Here is a 15552-nt window from a genome sequence, read left to right as displayed (position 1 = left end):
CGTGAGGGGATTTCCGATGAACCCGTTCCGGCGGGCCGACCATGCCGAAACCGACCGGCTGCTCGACTCCGCCCACGGCAGCGCCGACGCCGCGCCGGGCCAGGCCCACACCCCCTCGACGTCCGTCCAGGGGCCCGTCCCCGCCGAGCCGGTGGCGCGGCTGCTCGCCGCAGCCGCAGGCCCGGGCCTCCCGCGAGAGTTGGTTGGCGAGGACGCGGCCGTGGCCGCGTTCCGGGCGGTCCGAGCAGACCCGGCGCCGTCGGTGCCGCACCGGCCGCGCGGTCGCCGTCTGACCGCCGGCGCGGCGGCCTGGATCGGTGCGGTGGCCGTCACCGCGACGGCGGGTGCGGCCTTCGCTGCGGTCAGTCAGGACTGGGTGCCCGACCCGGGCGCACCGGAGCCGACCCGCACGTCACCGACCCCGGGCCAGGGTTCTCCCCGGTCCGGCGAGCCCGGTCGATCGCCGTCCTCCCCGGGCACCCCGTCGGCCGGCACCCCGTCGCCCCGCCCGCCGTCGCCCGGCACGCCACCTGCCCCCGGCACACCACCGGCGCACACCGCGCCTGGCGGGTCGTTGCACGGTCTGTGCCGCGCCTGGTTGGCCAAGAAGCCCGACCAGCGAGAGAAGGCGCTGCGAATGCCGGCCTACGAGAGGCTGGTGACGGCCGCGGGCAGCGCGGGCCAGGTCGAAGAATACTGCCAGCGGCTGGTGCCCGAGGAGAAGCCGTCGGGACCGGCGAAGGTCACCCCGCCACCCCCACCGACGGGCCGCCCCACCCGGCAGTGATCGGCCGGCGGCCGGGGGCGGGCTGTTCCGCCCTGCGTCGGAAATTCGTCTGTTAGACAGAAGTTGGTGGCACCGTGCACGCCCCCGACGGTGTCGGTGGGTGGGCTTACGGTGGCACAGTGTCGCGAAGGCGGCACACGAGAGGGGGCCTGACCGTTGGTGACGTCGCCCGAGCTGGACCGCAGCGCCATTCTGCGCGAGTCCGCAGCCGCAGGCCGGCACCTCGCCCGGATCTGCTTCAAGACCGGTCCACCGACACACACCGGCGTCGAACTGGAATGGACCGTGCACGACGCCGCGGACCCCGTCCGCCCCGTCGATCCGACAAGGCTGCGGGCGGCGCTGGGGCGGCACAGCCCCGTCACACTGGATCCCACCAGCCCCTCCGAGCCTCTGCGACACGGCGGCATGGTGACCCTGGAGCCGGGTGGCCAGTTGGAGATCTCCACCCCGCCCCGCGCCTCGACCGCCGCCTTGATCCGGGCCACCGAGGCCGACATCGCCCAGGTCACCGACCTGCTGGCCACCGCCGGGCTGATTCTCGGCCGCAGCGGCATCGACCCACACCGACGGCCCCGCCCGGTGCTGGAAACTCCCCGCTACCGCGCGATGCGCGGTGCCTTCGACCGGCGCGGTCCGGCCGGCCGCACCATGATGTACAGCACCGCCGGCCTCCAGGTCTGTCTCGACGCCGGCGAACCGGACCAGGTCGCTGACCGCTGGGCCACGGCCCACGCCGTCGGGCCGCCGCTGCTCGCGGCGTTCGCATCCGCCGCCCGACACGCCGGGCGGCGCACCGGCTGGGCCTCCGCCCGGATGGCCACCTGGCTGGCCATCGACCCGGCCCGCACCCGCCCGGTCTGGACGCCGGACCACGCCGATGAGGACCCGACCGCCGCCTGGATCCGGTACGCGCTGGCCGCGCCGCTGTTGTGTCGGCGTCGGGACGGCTCGGACTGGACCGCACCGGCCGGTGTGACCTTCGCCGACTGGCTCGACGGTGCGCTGCCGGAACCACCCACCACCGATGACCTCGACTACCACGTCAGCACTCTCTTTCCGCCGGTGCGACCGCGCGGTTACCTGGAGCTGCGCTACCTGGACGCCCAACCCGACCGGGACTGGCGGCTTCCGCTGGCGGTGCTGAGTGCCCTCTTCCACGACCCGGGCACGCTGCGCCGGGCGTACGCGATCGCCGCGCCGGTGGCGCACCGCTGGTCGGCTGCAGCCCGGCACGGCCTGGCCGACCCCGCGCTGGCCGCCGCCGCGGCGGCCCTGCTCGACCTGGCCCTGACCACCCTGCCCCGGCTGGGCCTGCCGGCTGGCACCCACGACGACATCGAGCGAGGCGTACGAGGGCGGCTGGCCGCCGCCCAGAGGGGAGACGACCGGTGAGCGCGAGGAGTGAGCCGGGGTTGCGAGCCCCGCAGTCGCGAACGGAAAGGGACGCGGTGAGCGCGAGGAGTGAGCCGGGGTTGCGAGCCCCGCAGTCGCGAACGGAAGGGGATGGGGTGAGTGTGAAGGGGGATGCGGTGACCGCCAGCGGGACGGGGCACGTCGACGGGGAGCGGTTGCGTGACCGGATCGCGGTGGAGCTGGCGCGTGCCCGTGCCCGCACCACGTTGTTGACCGAGGTGGTCGACGACGCCGACCTGATGCGCCAACACTCTCCGCTGATGTCGCCGCTGGTCTGGGACCTTGCCCACGTGGGCAACCAGGAGGAGCTGTGGTTGGTCCGCGATGTCGGGGGGCGCGAGCCGGTCCGGTGTGACATCGACGAGCTGTACGACGCGTTCAAGCAGCCGCGCCGGGACCGTCCGGCGCTGCCCCTGCTGCCGCCCGCCGAGGCGCGCGCCTACCTGGGCACGGTCCGGGACAAGGTGCACGATCTGCTCGACGCGGTGGCCTTCACCGATCGGCCGCTGGTCGCTGACGGGTTCGCGTTCGGCATGATCGTGCAGCACGAGCAGCAGCACGACGAGACCATGCTCGCCACCCACCAACTGCGCTCGGGGCCGGCGGTGTTGCACGCCCCGTCGCCGCCGGAGCCGTCCGTGCGGGTCGGTGGGGAGGTGCTGGTGCCGGCCGGGGAGTTCACCATGGGCACCGACACCGACCCGTGGGCGTTGGACAACGAACGCCCGGCGCACCGGGTCGACCTCCCGGCGTACGTCATCGACGCCGCCCCGGTCACCAACGGGGAGTTCGCGGCCTTCATCGCGGAGGACGGCTACGGCGATCAGCGCTGGTGGAGCCCGGCTGGCTGGGCGCATCGGCTCCGGGAGGGGCTGGAGGCGCCGATGCACTGGCGTCGGGACGGCGACGAATGGTCCTACCAGCGTTTCGGCCGGTGGGGCCGGGTGCGCGCCGATGAGCCGGTGGTGCACGTGTGCTTCTACGAGGCGCAGGCGTACGCCGCGTGGGCCGGTAAGCGGTTGCCGACCGAGGCGGAGTGGGAGAAGGCGGCCCGATGGGACCCGGCGACCGGGCGCTCGCGCCGTTATCCCTGGGGGGACGACGACCCGACCGAGGCGCACGCCAACCTCGGCCAACGTCATCTGCGGCCGGCGCCGGTGGGCGCGTACCCGGCTGGTGTGTCGCCGTTGGGGGTGCACCAGCTCATCGGTGACGTCTGGGAGTGGACGTCGAGCACGTTCGACGGGCATCCCGGCTTCACCGCGTTTCCCTACCGCGAATACTCGGAGGTCTTCTTCGGCGGCGACTACCGGGTGCTGCGTGGTGGCTCGTTCGGCACCGACCGTTCCGCCTGCCGGGGCACCTTCCGCAACTGGGACTATCCGATCCGCCGGCAGATCTTCAGCGGTTTCCGTTGCGCCCGCGACGCCCGGCCCGACGAGTCGTACCGGTGATCCACAGCGGGATCGGCGGCCCGGCGGGCTGGTCGCGCTGATGTGTCGTCACCTGGTCTATCTGGGGCCGCCGGTCACCCTGGCCGAGGTCCTGTTCGACCCCCCGCACTCGTTGGTGCGGCAGTCCTGGGCGCCTCGGGACATGCGCGGCGGCGGCACGATCAACGCCGACGGTTTCGGCGTCGGCTGGTACCCGGGCGAGGGTGAGCCGGTGCGCTACCGGCGGGCGCAGCCGATCTGGAGCGACCCGACCATCGCCCAGCTCGCGGCGGTGACCCGCGCCGGCGCGGTGCTCGCGGCGGTGCGCTCGGCCACCGTCGGGATGGCGGTGCTCGACGGCGCCGCCGCGCCCTTCGCCGAGGGGCGGTGGCTGTTCAGCCACAACGGGGTGGTTCGTGGCTGGCCGGACGCCGTGGTGCCGCTCGCGGCCGGCCTGCCGGTCCGTGACCTGCTCACCCTGGACGCCGCCACCGACTCGGCGTTGCTCTGGGCGTTGGTGCGGCATCGGCTGCGGGCCGGCGACGACCCGGCGGACGCGGTCGGGCAGACGGTGGCCGACGTCGCCGCGGCCGCCCCCGGGTCGCGGCTCAACCTGCTGCTCACCGACGGTGACCGGGCGGTGGCCAGCGTGGCCGGGCACGCGCTGTCGGTACGCGAGGGGCCCGGTTCGGTGCTGCTCGCCTCGGAGCCGCACGACGACGATCCCGGATGGCGTGCGGTGCCGGAGGGGCATCTGGTCGTCGCCACCGCTGACGAGGTGCGGGCACGTCCCCTGCCGACCCGGTGAGTCGCACCGGTCGGGCACCAACAGTTGATCGAGCAGAGTTGATCGAGCAGGGAGGCGAACCGATGACCGCGGAACCGCTGGAGATCTACCTCGAGGAGCGCGATCTGGAGCGTGGTCTGCGCGACGACGTCCGGGTCGGGCTGAGCGCCGGGCAGAAGTGGCTGCCGCCGAAGTGGTTCTACGACGCCCGGGGCAGTGAGCTGTTCGAGGAGATAACCCGACTTCCCGAGTACTACCCCACCCGGGCCGAGCGGGCGGTGCTGGCCGAGCGGGCTCCCGAGATCGCGGCGCTGACCACGGCCAAGACCCTGATCGAGTTGGGCTCCGGTTCGTCGGAGAAGACCCGGCTGCTGTTGGACGCCCTCACCCGTCAGGGCGGGTTGGGCACGTTCGTCCCGCTCGACGTGTCGGTCAGCGCGCTGCGGGGGTCCACCGCCCAGATCGCCGCCGGCTATCCGGGCCTGCGGGTCCGGGGCATCGTGGGGGACTTCACCAGGCAACTGGACCGGCTGCCCACCGGTGGCCGACGGCTGGTGGTGTTCCTGGGCAGCACCATCGGCAACCTGCTGCCCGCCGAGCGGGCCGGGTTCCTGACGGCGATGCGCGCCGCGCTGGAGGTCGGCGACTGGCTGTTGCTCGGCACCGACCTGGTGAAGGATCCGTCGGTGATCGTGCCCGCCTACGACGACGCGGCCGGGGTCACCGCCGAGTTCAACCGCAACGTGCTGCGGGTGATCAACCGTGAGTTGGGTGCGGACTTCGACCCGGCGGCGTTCGAACACGTCGCCCTCTGGGACCCGGACCATGAGTGGATCGAGATGCGGTTGCGGGCGACCCGGGCGATGCGGGTGCGCGTGCTGGGCATGACCGTCGACTTCGCGGCGGGGGAGGACCTGCGCACCGAGGTCTCGGCGAAGTTCCACCCGGAGGGGATCGCCGCGGAGTTGGCCACGGCGGGCTTCGGCACGACGGAGTTCTGGACCGACCCGGATGGGCTCTTCGGGGTCACGTTGGCGCGCGCCCGGTGAGCCTGTCCACCCGCCTCGAACCGGCCCGCCGATGATCGGATAGGCTGACCGGGCGAAGGGGAGTAGCCCCCAATGTCGTGGTCGACATACTGGTGCGTTTCGCATCCGGCCACGCGGCCTCGGTCTCCGAGGCGGGCGAGACCTTCGACTCAGGCTGTTGCAGCCGGGTCGAGGGCGCCCCTGTACCTCCTCCCGGCATGAGCGGGAAGGACGTCATGGAGGGATTTTTCGCCGCGCTGGTCGTCAGCTTCGGCGTCATCTTCGTCGCCGAGCTGGGGGACAAGTCCCAGCTGATGGCGCTGACCTTCGCCACGCGGTTCAAGCCGATCCCGGTGCTGATCGGCATCACCATCGCCACGGCGGTGGTGCACCTGGCGTCGGTCGCCATCGGCGCGGGTCTCGGGGCGGTGTTGCCGACCGAGTGGATCTCCCTGGTGGCCGGTGTGGCGTTCCTCGGTTTCGGCGCGTGGACCCTGCGGGGGGACAAGCTCACCGAGGAGGAGAAGCGGAAGGCGGAGAAGACCAACAAGACCGCGCTGGTGGCGGTGTCGGTGGCGTTCTTCCTGGCCGAGCTGGGTGACAAGACGATGCTCGCCACGATTACGCTCGCCACCAAGTACGGCTGGTTCGGCACCTGGCTCGGCTCCACCCTGGGCATGGTGGCGGCGGACGCGTTGGCCATCCTGGTCGGCCGGATGCTCGGTCGCCGGCTGCCGGAGAAGGCCATCAAGTACGGTGCCGCGATCCTGTTCGCGATCTCCGGTCTCTGGTTGATCCTGGAGGCGGTGAACGAGCTGACCTGAGTGTGGCCTAGCTGCCCCGAGTGCGGGTAACGGCCCGGGGTGGAGCCGGCCGAGCTGTTGCGTCACGGCGACCAGGTGCTGGTGGCTGTGGTGGAGGTGGCCGGCGCACTGGTGATCTTCGTTGGTGCGGTCTGGGCGGCGGTGCGGTTCGTGGTCGAAGGGCTGCGACACCGCTCCGCCGCCCTCTTCACGCCGATCCGGCTCTCCCTCGGCCGGTTTCTGACCCTCGGCTTGGAGTTCCAGTTGGCGGCCGACGTGCTGCGGACCGCCGTGTCGCCGTCGTTCGAGCAGATCGGCCAACTGGCGGCCATCGCCACGATCCGAACGGCGCTGAACTACTTCCTGGGCCGCGAGATCCGTCAGGAGCAGCGCCAGGTGGCCGAGGGAGAGCAGTCCCGGTGATGGACGTCCTGCTCACGGCGGTCACCGCTCTGGCCCTGGTCGTCGGGGTGGTCACCGTGCTCAGCACCGGGGCACTGCGAACCGGCGTACGGCTGCTGTTGGACCTGCTGACCGCGGCCGGCCTGCTGAGGCTGGCCGGCGACCCTGGCTGGAACGGCCTGGCGGGCGCGGTGGCGGTCATCGCCCTGCGTCAACTGCTCGGTGCGGCGATGCGCGCTCCGCCGCCGTGGTCCGGGCGACAATCCCCGGCGCCCTGCGCCGGGGACGATCACCACCTACCGTTGGCCTTGAGACGTGGAAACGGGAAAACGGGAGGATAACCACATGAGCCGGCACGACGAACCGAACGAGTACGGCTTCTCCGGCGGTGCCACCGCTCCCGAGCCGCCGCCCGGCGGGAAGCCCGACGAGCAGGATCGCGTCGAGGCGGTGGCGGTGCCGGGCGATGACCTCACCGCCCCGGCGGCCGAGGCGGTGGTCGAGGAGACCGAGGAGCCCCCGCCCGCCGATCGTCGCCGCTGACCGGAGGTCCGTCGGACGGCACGGAGGCGGCACGCCGCGCGGGTCGGCCGTTCGCCGGCCCGCGCGGCCACCCGTTCACGCACCTGCGGGTCGCTGGTAGACGTCGGGCACACCGTCGCCGTCGGCGTCGAGCCGCTCCCGTTCCGCCACCCGGCGGTACGTCGCGTTGCGGCGGACGAGCACCGTGGCGGCCAGGCCGGCGGAGATCACCGACCCGAGCAGCACGGCGACCTTGACCCGACCGTCGGTCGTGCTGCCGGCGCCGAAGGCCAGATCGCCGATGAGCAGCGACACCGTGAACCCGACGCCGGCCAGCAGGGCGATCCCGAGCAGGTCCGACCAGCTGATGTCCTCGTCCAGTTCGGCGCGGGTGAACCGGGCCAGCAGGTACGTCGAGCCGAAGATGCCGATGCTCTTGCCGAAGACCAGGCCGGCGACGACGGCGATCACGATCGGGTCGGTCAGCAGGGCGCCGAGGTCGCTGCCGCGCAGCGTGACCCCGGCGGCGAACAGCGCGAAGACCGGCACCGCGAAGCCGGCCGACACCGGGCGCCACCGGTGCTCCAGGCGTTCGGCGAGACCGCCCTCGTCCGATGCGGCGGCCGGCTGGCCATCAGCCACCGTTCCGCGGCGGGCCAGCACCGGGACCGTGAAACCGAGCAGGACACCGGCCACCGTGGCGTGCACACCCGAGGCGTGCACCAGCGCCCAGGCGGCGACCGCGAGTGGGATCAGCGCCCACCACCAGGTGCGTCCGCGCTGCACCAGCAGGGCGAAGAGCCCGATCGGCAGCAGCGCCGCGAGCAGCGGAACAGGTTGGAAGTCGGCGGTGTAGAAGACCGCGATGATGGTGATCGCGAAGAGGTCGTCGACCACGGCGAGGGTGAGCAGGAAGGCGCGCAGGCCCTGGGGCAGGTGTGAGCTGACCACCGCGAGCACGGCCAGCGCGAAGGCGATGTCGGTCGCGGTCGGGATGGCCCAGCCCCGCAACCCGTCCCCACCGGCGCTCAGGACGACACCCACGTAGATCAGCGCCGGCAGCAGCATGCCCCCGAGGGCGGCCACCACGGGCAGCGCCGCGCGGCGCGGGTCGCGCAGTTCCCCGGCGACGAACTCCCGTTTGAGTTCCAGACCCACCACGAAGAAGAAGACGGCCAGCAGGCCGTCCGCGGCCCAGGTGGCCAGGTTCAGGTCGAGGTGCGCCGACGCGCCGCCGGGCCAGGGCACCCAGGCGCCGAGCCGGGTGTACGAGTCGGACCAGGGGGAGTTTGCCCAGGTCAGCGCGACCACGGCACCGAGCAGCAGCAGTGCCCCGCCGACGGTCTCGGTACGCAGGACGTCGGCCAGGTGTCGGGCCTGCGGCCAGGACGAGCGGGAGAACAGCCGGACCCTCGGCGGGCGCTGCTCGGACGGCGGGGTGCGGGAGGTCATGTGCGGGGTCACCTCGGAGTCAGGACGGCAGGAATCCACTCGCCGACCAGACTTCCCGGCACACCGCCACCGACCCTATCCGGCTTCGCGCCGGGCGGCACGCGCTGGGCCGATCGGACGCCACCTGATCGGGCTTTCCACCTTTTCCTCGTTGTCGCCGCTGCCGAATGGGCGTTTGTCGGGTTGGTCATCCGGATGCACATCGCACTGCGGAAAATACATAACTCCGGACATAAGGCGCATCAACCGCTTTAATGGTTTCACGAGTTTAGAAACGACCTTGGGGGTTTTCGTGAAGTTTATTGGCGTAACCGGACCGGCACGGAGGCGCTCCTGATGGACCTGCTCCGCCATTTGCGTCACGTGCGTCGGCACTGGTGGGTACCGCTGGTCACGATCATGGTGGCTCTGGGCGTCTCGGCGTTCCTGACCGTGCGGGCCCAACCCCGGTACGTCGCCTCGGTGACCTTCTTCGTCACCACCCCCAACTCGGGCATCAGCGACGCCTACCAGGGCGGGCTCTTCCTCCAGCAGCGCGTCAAGTCGTACGCCGACCTGCTCAGCAGCGACCGGCTGGCGCAGAGCGTGGTCGCCGAGACCCCGGTGGGCCTGACCGCGGACGAGGTGCAGCGCCGGGTGAGCACCTCGACCGAGACCGGCACGGTTCTGCTGCGGGCGTCGGTCACCGACACCGACCAGACCCGCGCGCTGCGGGTGACGGAGTCCCTCGCCGCGAAGTTCGTCGAACTTGTGCAGAAGGTCGAGACGACGCCCGAAGGTAAGGCGCCGATCAAAATCGAAGTGGTCAGCGGCCCTCGGGTGAGCGCCAACCCTGTCTCGCCGCAGCCGGTCCGTAACCTCACCCTCGGCGGCCTGATCGGGCTGCTGCTCGGCGTCGGCCTGGCGATCCTGCGCGGCATCGCCGACGTACGGTTGCGCGACTCCGCGGGCCTGCAACGCGCCACCGGCAGCCCGCTGCTCGGCGAGATCCCGTTCGAGGCCAGCGCCCGCACCGCGCCGCTGATCGTGGGCGAGGCCGCGACCTCGGCGCGTGCCGAGGCGGTTCGCAAGCTGCGGACCAACCTGCGCTTCGTCGATGTCCACGAGCCGGCCCGGGTCATCGCCGTGACCAGCGCCCTGCAGGGCGAGGGCAAGACCACCCTCTCCTGCAACCTGGCCATCGCGCTGGCCGAGGCCGGCTGGCGGGTGCTGCTGGTCGACGCGGACCTGCGCCGCCCGAAGGTCGACGACTACCTGGGCCTGGACGCCGGTGTCGGTCTCACCGACGTGCTGGTCGGCGACGTGCAGGTCGGTGATGTCGTGCAGCGATGGGGGGACAAGTCACTGCTGGTGCTGCCCAGCGGGTCGGCCCCGCCGAACCCGAGCGAGCTGCTCGGCTCCAAGGCGATGTCGGACCTGCTGTTGGCGCTGCGCGAGTCGGCGGACATCGTGATCATCGACACCGCGCCGTTGCTCGCGGTGACCGACGGCGTGGTTGTCGCCGTGCAGGCCGACGGTGCCCTGCTGGTGACCCAGCAGGGCCGTACCTCCCGGACCCAGGTGGCCGCCGCGGCCCGCTCGCTGCACTCGGTCTCGGTCCGGCTGCTCGGCTGCGTGCTGAACATGGCGAAGGTGGCCAAGGCCGAGGCGTACCAGTACGAGGCCTACCGGGTGGTCACCTCGACGCCCACGGCCTCGGTGCCGGCTGACCGGGCCGCGTCCGGCAGGCACGTCGCGACCACCGACGGGGTCAACGGCGTCCCCGACCACACCCAGGAACTCACCCGGTTGCCCCGATGAGCGTGGCGAGGGGTCGCAGCGACCGTTCGATCTCCTCGGCGCAGCGTCGGAAGTCGGCGGCGGTGCCGCCGATCGGGTCCCGAAGGTCGTCCGCCTCGGGGGCGGCAGGTTGCAGCCGCCCCCGGGCCTGGGCGGCGGCGGCGATCGCCGCGCCCAACGGGTCGTCGCTCGATCCGTCGAGCGGCTCGGCCGCCGCGGCCAGGCGGCCGAACTGGCGCACGGTGAATGTCCGGTGCAGCGCCGCCGGTGCCAGCGCGGTGCAGACCGAGCGCTGGCGTCGGGTCGCGGTCAGCACCAGCGTCGCGTCGGCCAGGTACTCGGGGCGCAACCCCCGGGTCCGGAACTCCGCCGGGTCGGCGCCGCTGTCGGCCGCGACCTCCATCGCGTACGGGTGCATCGTCAGCCCGTCAATCGCGTCGGTGCCGGCGCTGGCCACGGTGACGGGCCGGTCGGCCAGCAGCCGGCGGGCCAGGAACTCGGCCATCGGCGACCGGCACAGGTTGGCGTGGCAGACGAACAACACGCGATCAGCCATCGGTGCCCCTCTCATCGGTGCGGACGCGGGTGTCCGCACCGCGAGGGCGGTGCGTCGACGCCGGAGGCCGCGCGGGGAGGGGTTGTCGGCATCGTACGCGGGCCGGACGCCTGCCGGTCGTGGTGCCGCGCCGGCCGACGTCGATCCGCGCCGGACGGGGGTGCTGCGGTGAGGATCGGCATCCTGTCGTACCACTTCCCGCCCGAGCCGGCGTTCATCCCGGGCAGCCTCGCCGAGGAGCTGGCCGCGCGGGGGCACGAGGTCCGGGTGCTCACCGGCTTCCCGGACTATCCCGGTGGGCACGTCTATCCCGGCTGGCGACAGCGTTGGCACCACGAGACGCACAGCGAACGGCTGACCGTCCGACGGGTGCCGCGCTACCCCGGGCGCGCCGCGTCCACCGGTACCCGCATGGCCAGCTATCTCTCTTTCGCCGGCAGCGCGACGCTGGCCGCGCGCCGGTACTTCCGCGACGTGGACGCGCTCTACGTCTTTCAACTGCCGGCGACGACGTTCGCCACCGCCGGGGTGCTCCGGCTCCTCGGGCGGGTGCCAGCGGTGCTGCACGTGCAGGATGTCTGGGCCTCGGACGGCGTCGACGAGACGGGTGAGGGTCGCTGGGCGGTACGGATGGGCAGCGCGATGACCCGGATCTACCGGGCCGCGGCACGGATCGCGGTGGCCGCACCGTCGATGCGGGACCTGGTGGTCGCCGCGGGCGCCGACCCGACCCGGGTCCGACTGGTGCTGAACTGGACCGACGAGCGGATCTTCCATCCGGTGACGCCCGGCGCGGCCGCCCGTCAGCTGGTGCGCCGGGACGGCCGGTGCGTGGTGATGCACGCCGGGACCATCGGCGCCCGGCAGGGGCTGGAGACCGCGGTCCGGGCGGCGGCGGCACTGGACCGGACGATGGATCTGGTCCTGGTCGGTTCGGGCGCTGATGAGCGGCGGGTGCGCGGGCTCGCCGCCGAGCTGGGCGCGGACAACGTCCGCTTCGTGGAGCGACGGTCGCCCGTCGACATGCCCGAGCTGTACGCCGCCGCCGACTATCAGCTGGTCATGCTGCGTGACCTTCCGGAGCTGCGCGGCACGGTGCCGGGCAAGCTCCAGGCCGCGCTCTCGTGCGCCGCGCCGGTGGTGGCTTCGGCCGGCGGGGACACGGCCGAGCTGGTCGAACGAGCCAGAGCGGGGCTGTCCTGCCCCCCGGAGGACTGGGCGGCTCTGGCCGACCGGTTCTGGTTGGCCGCCACCATTCCTCCGCCGACCCGGGCCGAGATGGGTCGGCGGGGCCGGGCGGCGTACCTGCGGGAGATGTCGCTGCCCGCCGGCGTGGACCGGATCGAGCGACTGCTGCACGAGGCGGCGGGACGAGTAGCGGAGCCGGCCGGCAACTCGCGAGGAAACCTCGCTTAAAGGGCAACAATCGCAATAACGGTACGAAGTTCCCCAGCGCGTGCTAAGAACGTCAGGGAATCGACCATCTGTCCGATTCCGCGAATGGGAGTGTGGTGTGACGGAAAGCGAACGGCCGACCCGGCGGCGGAGCCGGTCCCGGCGTCGTCGGCGTGCCCGACTGCGACGTGTCCTCCTCAGTGCCCTGGTGGTCGGCTCGCTGCTGCTGGCGGCTGGCGGGTGGGTCGGCTTCCGCGGCTGGCAGGCGCGCGCCCACCTGCTCAACGCCGCCGGTCTGGCTCGGGAGCTGAGCGCCCAGGTGGTCGGTGGGGACACCGACCGGGCTCTGCGGACGCTCGCCGCTCTGCAGTCGCAGTCGGGCGCGGCCCGGAAGGCGACGGGCGACCCGAGCTGGCAACTCGGTCGGCGTACCCCGATCGCCGGCGACGACCTCGACGCGGTCCGGCAGATCGCCATCGCCATCGACGAGTTGGCCCGGCAGGCGTTCCCGACCCTGCTCCGGACGGATCTGACCAGTCTGGTGCCGGCCGGTGGTCGACTGGACCTGGCCCGGCTCAGCGACGTCTCCGCCGAACTGACCCGCGCGGACGAGTCGGTGCAGCGGACGCGCCGAGACCTGGCCGCGGTGCCGGCCGAGAGTCTGGTCAGTCAGGTCCGGCAGGCGCTGATCGACCTGCGCGGCGAGATCGACCGTCTGGCCAACCTCACCTCGGCCGCCGACCAGGGGGCCCGTCTGCTGCCGCCACTGCTCGGCGCGAGCGGCCCGCGACGATACCTGCTGGTCTCGCAGAACCTCGCCGAGTTGCGCGCCACCGGCGGCATGTTCGGCGCGTACGCGATCATGGAGGCGGAGAACGGCACTGTGAAGATGGGCAAGCAGGGCAGCAGTGCCTCGCTCGGCCAGTTCACCCCGGCGCTGAAGCTGCCCGCCGAGACCCGCGCGCTCTGGACCGACCTGCCCGGCATCTACCCGGCCGACGTCAATCTCTCCCCGCACTTCCCGACCGCCGCCGCGCTGTACCGCGAGATGTTCCGCCGTAAGACGGGCACCACCGTCGACGGTGTGCTCGCCGTGGACCCGGTGGTGCTGTCCTATCTGCTCAAGGCGACCGGCCCGGTCCTGGTGCCCGGCGGGGTCCCGCTCGCCAGCGAGAAGGTCGTGCAGACCCTGCTCAACGACAGCTACCAACGCCTGAACGTCAAGCAGCAGGACGAGTTCTTCGCCTCGTCGGCAGCCTCGGTGTTTGATGCCTTCTTCAAGAAGAATGTCAACCCACGGGTGTTGTTGTCCGCATTTGACCGTGCTATCACGGAACGGCGGATATTGTTCTGGAGTGCCCGACCTGAGGAACAGCGGACGTTCGGCGACAGCCGGATGGCCGGGACGCTTCCGGAACAGGACACCGTGCCGACCGTCGGCGTGTTCCTCAACGACGGCAGCGGCGCGAAGCTCGGCTACTACCTGCGGCCGACGGCGAACCTGACGGTCGGCGAATGCCGGCCCGACGGACGACGTGAGCTCCGGTTGCGGGTGACCCTGCGCTCGACGGCGCCGAAGTCCGGACTCAGCGAGTCGGTCCTCGGCCTCGGCCTGGCCGGCGATCCGTACACCGCCCGCACGTTGGTGTCGATCTTCAGCCCGGCCGGCGGGGCCGTGCTCGACGCCCGGCTCGACGGCGCCGAGACGGCGCTTGGCAGCGGCACCGAACGCCACCGCCAGGTGGCGACGGCCAGCGTCGACGTCGGCCCCGGTGCCGAAAGGGCGCTGGAGGTCACCGTGCTGACGGCCAAGACCGGCGTCGGCCAGGCCGAGTTGCGGCTGACCCCCACCGCCAGCCCCTGGACCACCCAAGTTCATTCCGCACCAAGCTGTGACCAGTAGGAGGGAACCAATCATGCGGCTATCCCGCATCATCATGGCGCTCACGGTCGGCCTGGCCGTGGTGGCCGTGCCGACGGCAGCGGTGGCGGCACAGCCGCAGCCGACGCCCAGCGCGACCGCGACCACCGACCCGCCGCAGCCGCCGCCGTACCCACCGGCCGCCGCGTCGCTCACCGTCAACCGGCCGACGATCTACCTCGGTGAGAAGGTTGTGCTGACCGGCACCGGCTTCGGTCCGAACGAGACCGTCGACATCGTGGTGACGGTGGCCCCGTTGGCCGCTCCGGCCGGCGGTCAGGCTCCGGCTCGCCGCAGCGACGGCAGCACCGTGGCCATGGCCCCGGTGGCCTACCAGGCGAGCGCGCCCCTGACCTTCACGGCGCGGACCGACGCCCAGGGTCGCTTCACCAGGACCTACACGCCGTCGGTGACGGGTCTGCTGACCTTCACCGCGACCGGTCGCGAGTCCGGTCGTACGGCCAGCACACAGCTCCGGGTGCTGCCCAAGAAGCAGCCGCTGCCCGTCACGGGCGACAGCCTCGGCACGCCCATGAAGCTCGGCGGTGGCCTGGTCGGCGCCGGCGCGATCATGCTGCTGCTGACCCTGGCCTGGCGTCGCCGCCAGCGCTTCGGTGGCGCTGCGCACTAACCCGCACCACCGGGCAACGCCCGGTTCGCACTGAAGCTGGCGCCCGTCGGATCACTCCGACGGGCGCCAGCTCTTCGTCAGTCCGAGCGACCCGGCCGAAGTGTGTCTGGACGAGTGTGTGTCTCGTCCGGGCTGCGTCTGTTGACCTGGCGTGCGTCTCGATCTGGCGTACGTCTTGACCTGGGAGCGTCTCAGTCTGGATACGTCTCGACCACGAAGCCCCTCCCTCTTGGCCGCGATAGGCATTCCGAGGTCCGCCATCCGCGACCACGGCACATTCCGCCTGCCAGGTGCCGTTCTCCCTTTGGGGGAGGTCGCCGGGCCCGAGCCCGAGTTGTACGTGATCATCCGACCGAACGTCACGAGCCTGCCGAGGCATTTGTCCGGATTTACGCGCCGCGGCGCAGTCGGGACCTCTTTGATCGACTCGGTTTCCTTGAAGTCGGGGTGTCAACGCGTCCCGGTTACCGCGTTATCCGTGAACTCGAGTGGATCACGCCCCGCAGTGGGTGGTTGGTCGCGGTGCCGGGGTGCCGGCTGCGGGTTGACGCCAGGTATGTCCGTTTCAGGGGAGCTCTGGCCTGTGACCGGTCGCACCCGTCGGTCGGAATGATGGCCGGGGCGGGGTCGTTACGTACCC

Annotated in this window: 15 protein-coding genes; 13 read left to right on the top strand and 2 right to left on the bottom strand. The window is 72.0% G+C overall.

Features of this window, described 5'->3' with window-relative positions; translation table 11 throughout:
• Positions 1 to 16: 16 nt before the first annotated feature.
• From HNR22_RS04385 to HNR22_RS04345, 9 genes are all read left to right on the top strand, one after another.
• Positions 17 to 787: a hypothetical protein gene (locus tag HNR22_RS04385; protein ID WP_179779185.1), complete on the top strand. Its 771-nt coding sequence runs from the start codon at positions 17 to 19 to the stop codon at positions 785 to 787.
• Positions 788 to 943: 156 nt separating this feature from the next.
• Positions 944 to 2182: an ergothioneine biosynthesis glutamate--cysteine ligase EgtA gene (egtA, locus tag HNR22_RS04380; RefSeq protein ID WP_179779184.1), complete on the top strand. Its 1239-nt coding sequence runs from the start codon at positions 944 to 946 to the stop codon at positions 2180 to 2182.
• Positions 2183 to 2319: 137 nt separating this feature from the next.
• Positions 2320 to 3657: an ergothioneine biosynthesis protein EgtB gene (gene egtB, locus HNR22_RS04375; RefSeq protein ID WP_179783400.1), complete on the top strand. Its 1338-nt coding sequence runs from the start codon at positions 2320 to 2322 to the stop codon at positions 3655 to 3657.
• A 40-nt stretch (positions 3658 to 3697) separates the two neighbouring features.
• Positions 3698 to 4444, top strand: coding sequence for an ergothioneine biosynthesis protein EgtC (gene egtC / locus HNR22_RS04370; protein WP_179779183.1), 747 nt, complete (start codon positions 3698 to 3700; stop codon positions 4442 to 4444).
• Positions 4445 to 4506: 62 nt separating this feature from the next.
• A complete protein-coding gene (gene egtD / locus HNR22_RS04365; RefSeq protein WP_179779182.1) occupies positions 4507 to 5472 on the top strand; it encodes an L-histidine N(alpha)-methyltransferase in 966 nt (321 codons plus the stop codon).
• Positions 5473 to 5687: 215 nt separating this feature from the next.
• Positions 5688 to 6275: a TMEM165/GDT1 family protein gene (locus HNR22_RS04360; protein ID WP_179783399.1), complete on the top strand. Its 588-nt coding sequence runs from the start codon at positions 5688 to 5690 to the stop codon at positions 6273 to 6275.
• A gap of 39 nt (positions 6276 to 6314) precedes the next feature.
• Complete coding sequence (locus tag HNR22_RS04355) at positions 6315 to 6677, top strand: DUF1622 domain-containing protein (RefSeq protein ID WP_179779181.1); 363 nt, start codon at positions 6315 to 6317, stop codon at positions 6675 to 6677.
• Positions 6677 to 6997, top strand: a complete 321-nt coding sequence (locus HNR22_RS04350; RefSeq protein ID WP_179779180.1) for a hypothetical protein — start codon at positions 6677 to 6679, stop codon at positions 6995 to 6997. The genes HNR22_RS04355 and HNR22_RS04350 overlap by 1 nt, the downstream gene beginning before the upstream one ends.
• Positions 6998 to 7001: 4 nt before the next feature.
• A complete protein-coding gene (locus tag HNR22_RS04345) occupies positions 7002 to 7199 on the top strand; it encodes a hypothetical protein (protein WP_179779179.1) in 198 nt (65 codons plus the stop codon).
• A 75-nt stretch (positions 7200 to 7274) separates the two neighbouring features.
• Here HNR22_RS04345 and nhaA read toward each other — a convergent pair whose 3' ends face one another.
• Complete coding sequence (nhaA, locus tag HNR22_RS04340) at positions 7275 to 8630, bottom strand: Na+/H+ antiporter NhaA (protein ID WP_179779178.1); 1356 nt, start codon at positions 8628 to 8630, stop codon at positions 7275 to 7277.
• A gap of 336 nt (positions 8631 to 8966) precedes the next feature.
• Between nhaA and HNR22_RS04335 the strand changes: the two genes are divergently transcribed.
• Positions 8967 to 10430, top strand: coding sequence for a tyrosine-protein kinase domain-containing protein (locus HNR22_RS04335; RefSeq protein ID WP_179779177.1), 1464 nt, complete (start codon positions 8967 to 8969; stop codon positions 10428 to 10430).
• Here the strand turns inward: HNR22_RS04335 and HNR22_RS04330 are convergent.
• The gene (locus HNR22_RS04330) at positions 10411 to 10965 is read right to left on the bottom strand and encodes an arsenate reductase/protein-tyrosine-phosphatase family protein (protein WP_179779176.1); all 555 of its coding nucleotides are present in this window, start codon (positions 10963 to 10965) and stop codon (positions 10411 to 10413) included. The genes HNR22_RS04335 and HNR22_RS04330 overlap by 20 nt on opposite strands.
• A gap of 168 nt (positions 10966 to 11133) precedes the next feature.
• On the opposite strand from HNR22_RS04330, the gene HNR22_RS04325 reads away from it, so the two are divergent.
• From HNR22_RS04325 to HNR22_RS04315, 3 genes are all read left to right on the top strand, one after another.
• Positions 11134 to 12381 (top strand): glycosyltransferase, encoded by a 1248-nt coding sequence (locus tag HNR22_RS04325; RefSeq protein WP_179779175.1) that lies wholly within the window; start codon positions 11134 to 11136, stop codon positions 12379 to 12381.
• 97 nt (positions 12382 to 12478) lie between these two features.
• On the top strand, positions 12479 to 14263 hold the full coding sequence (locus HNR22_RS04320; RefSeq protein WP_179779174.1) for a DUF4012 domain-containing protein: 1785 nt from the start codon (positions 12479 to 12481) through the stop codon (positions 14261 to 14263).
• 13 nt (positions 14264 to 14276) lie between these two features.
• Positions 14277 to 14912 (top strand): hypothetical protein, encoded by a 636-nt coding sequence (locus HNR22_RS04315; protein ID WP_179779173.1) that lies wholly within the window; start codon positions 14277 to 14279, stop codon positions 14910 to 14912.
• The last annotated feature ends 640 nt before the right edge of the window (positions 14913 to 15552 follow it).

The sequence above is a fragment of the Micromonospora jinlongensis genome (assembly GCF_013410645.1).
Taxonomy (GTDB): Bacteria; Actinomycetota; Actinomycetes; order Mycobacteriales; family Micromonosporaceae; genus Micromonospora; species Micromonospora zamorensis.
Note: the sequence above shows the minus strand (reverse complement) of the source record. Positions and strands in the feature narration are given on the sequence as shown.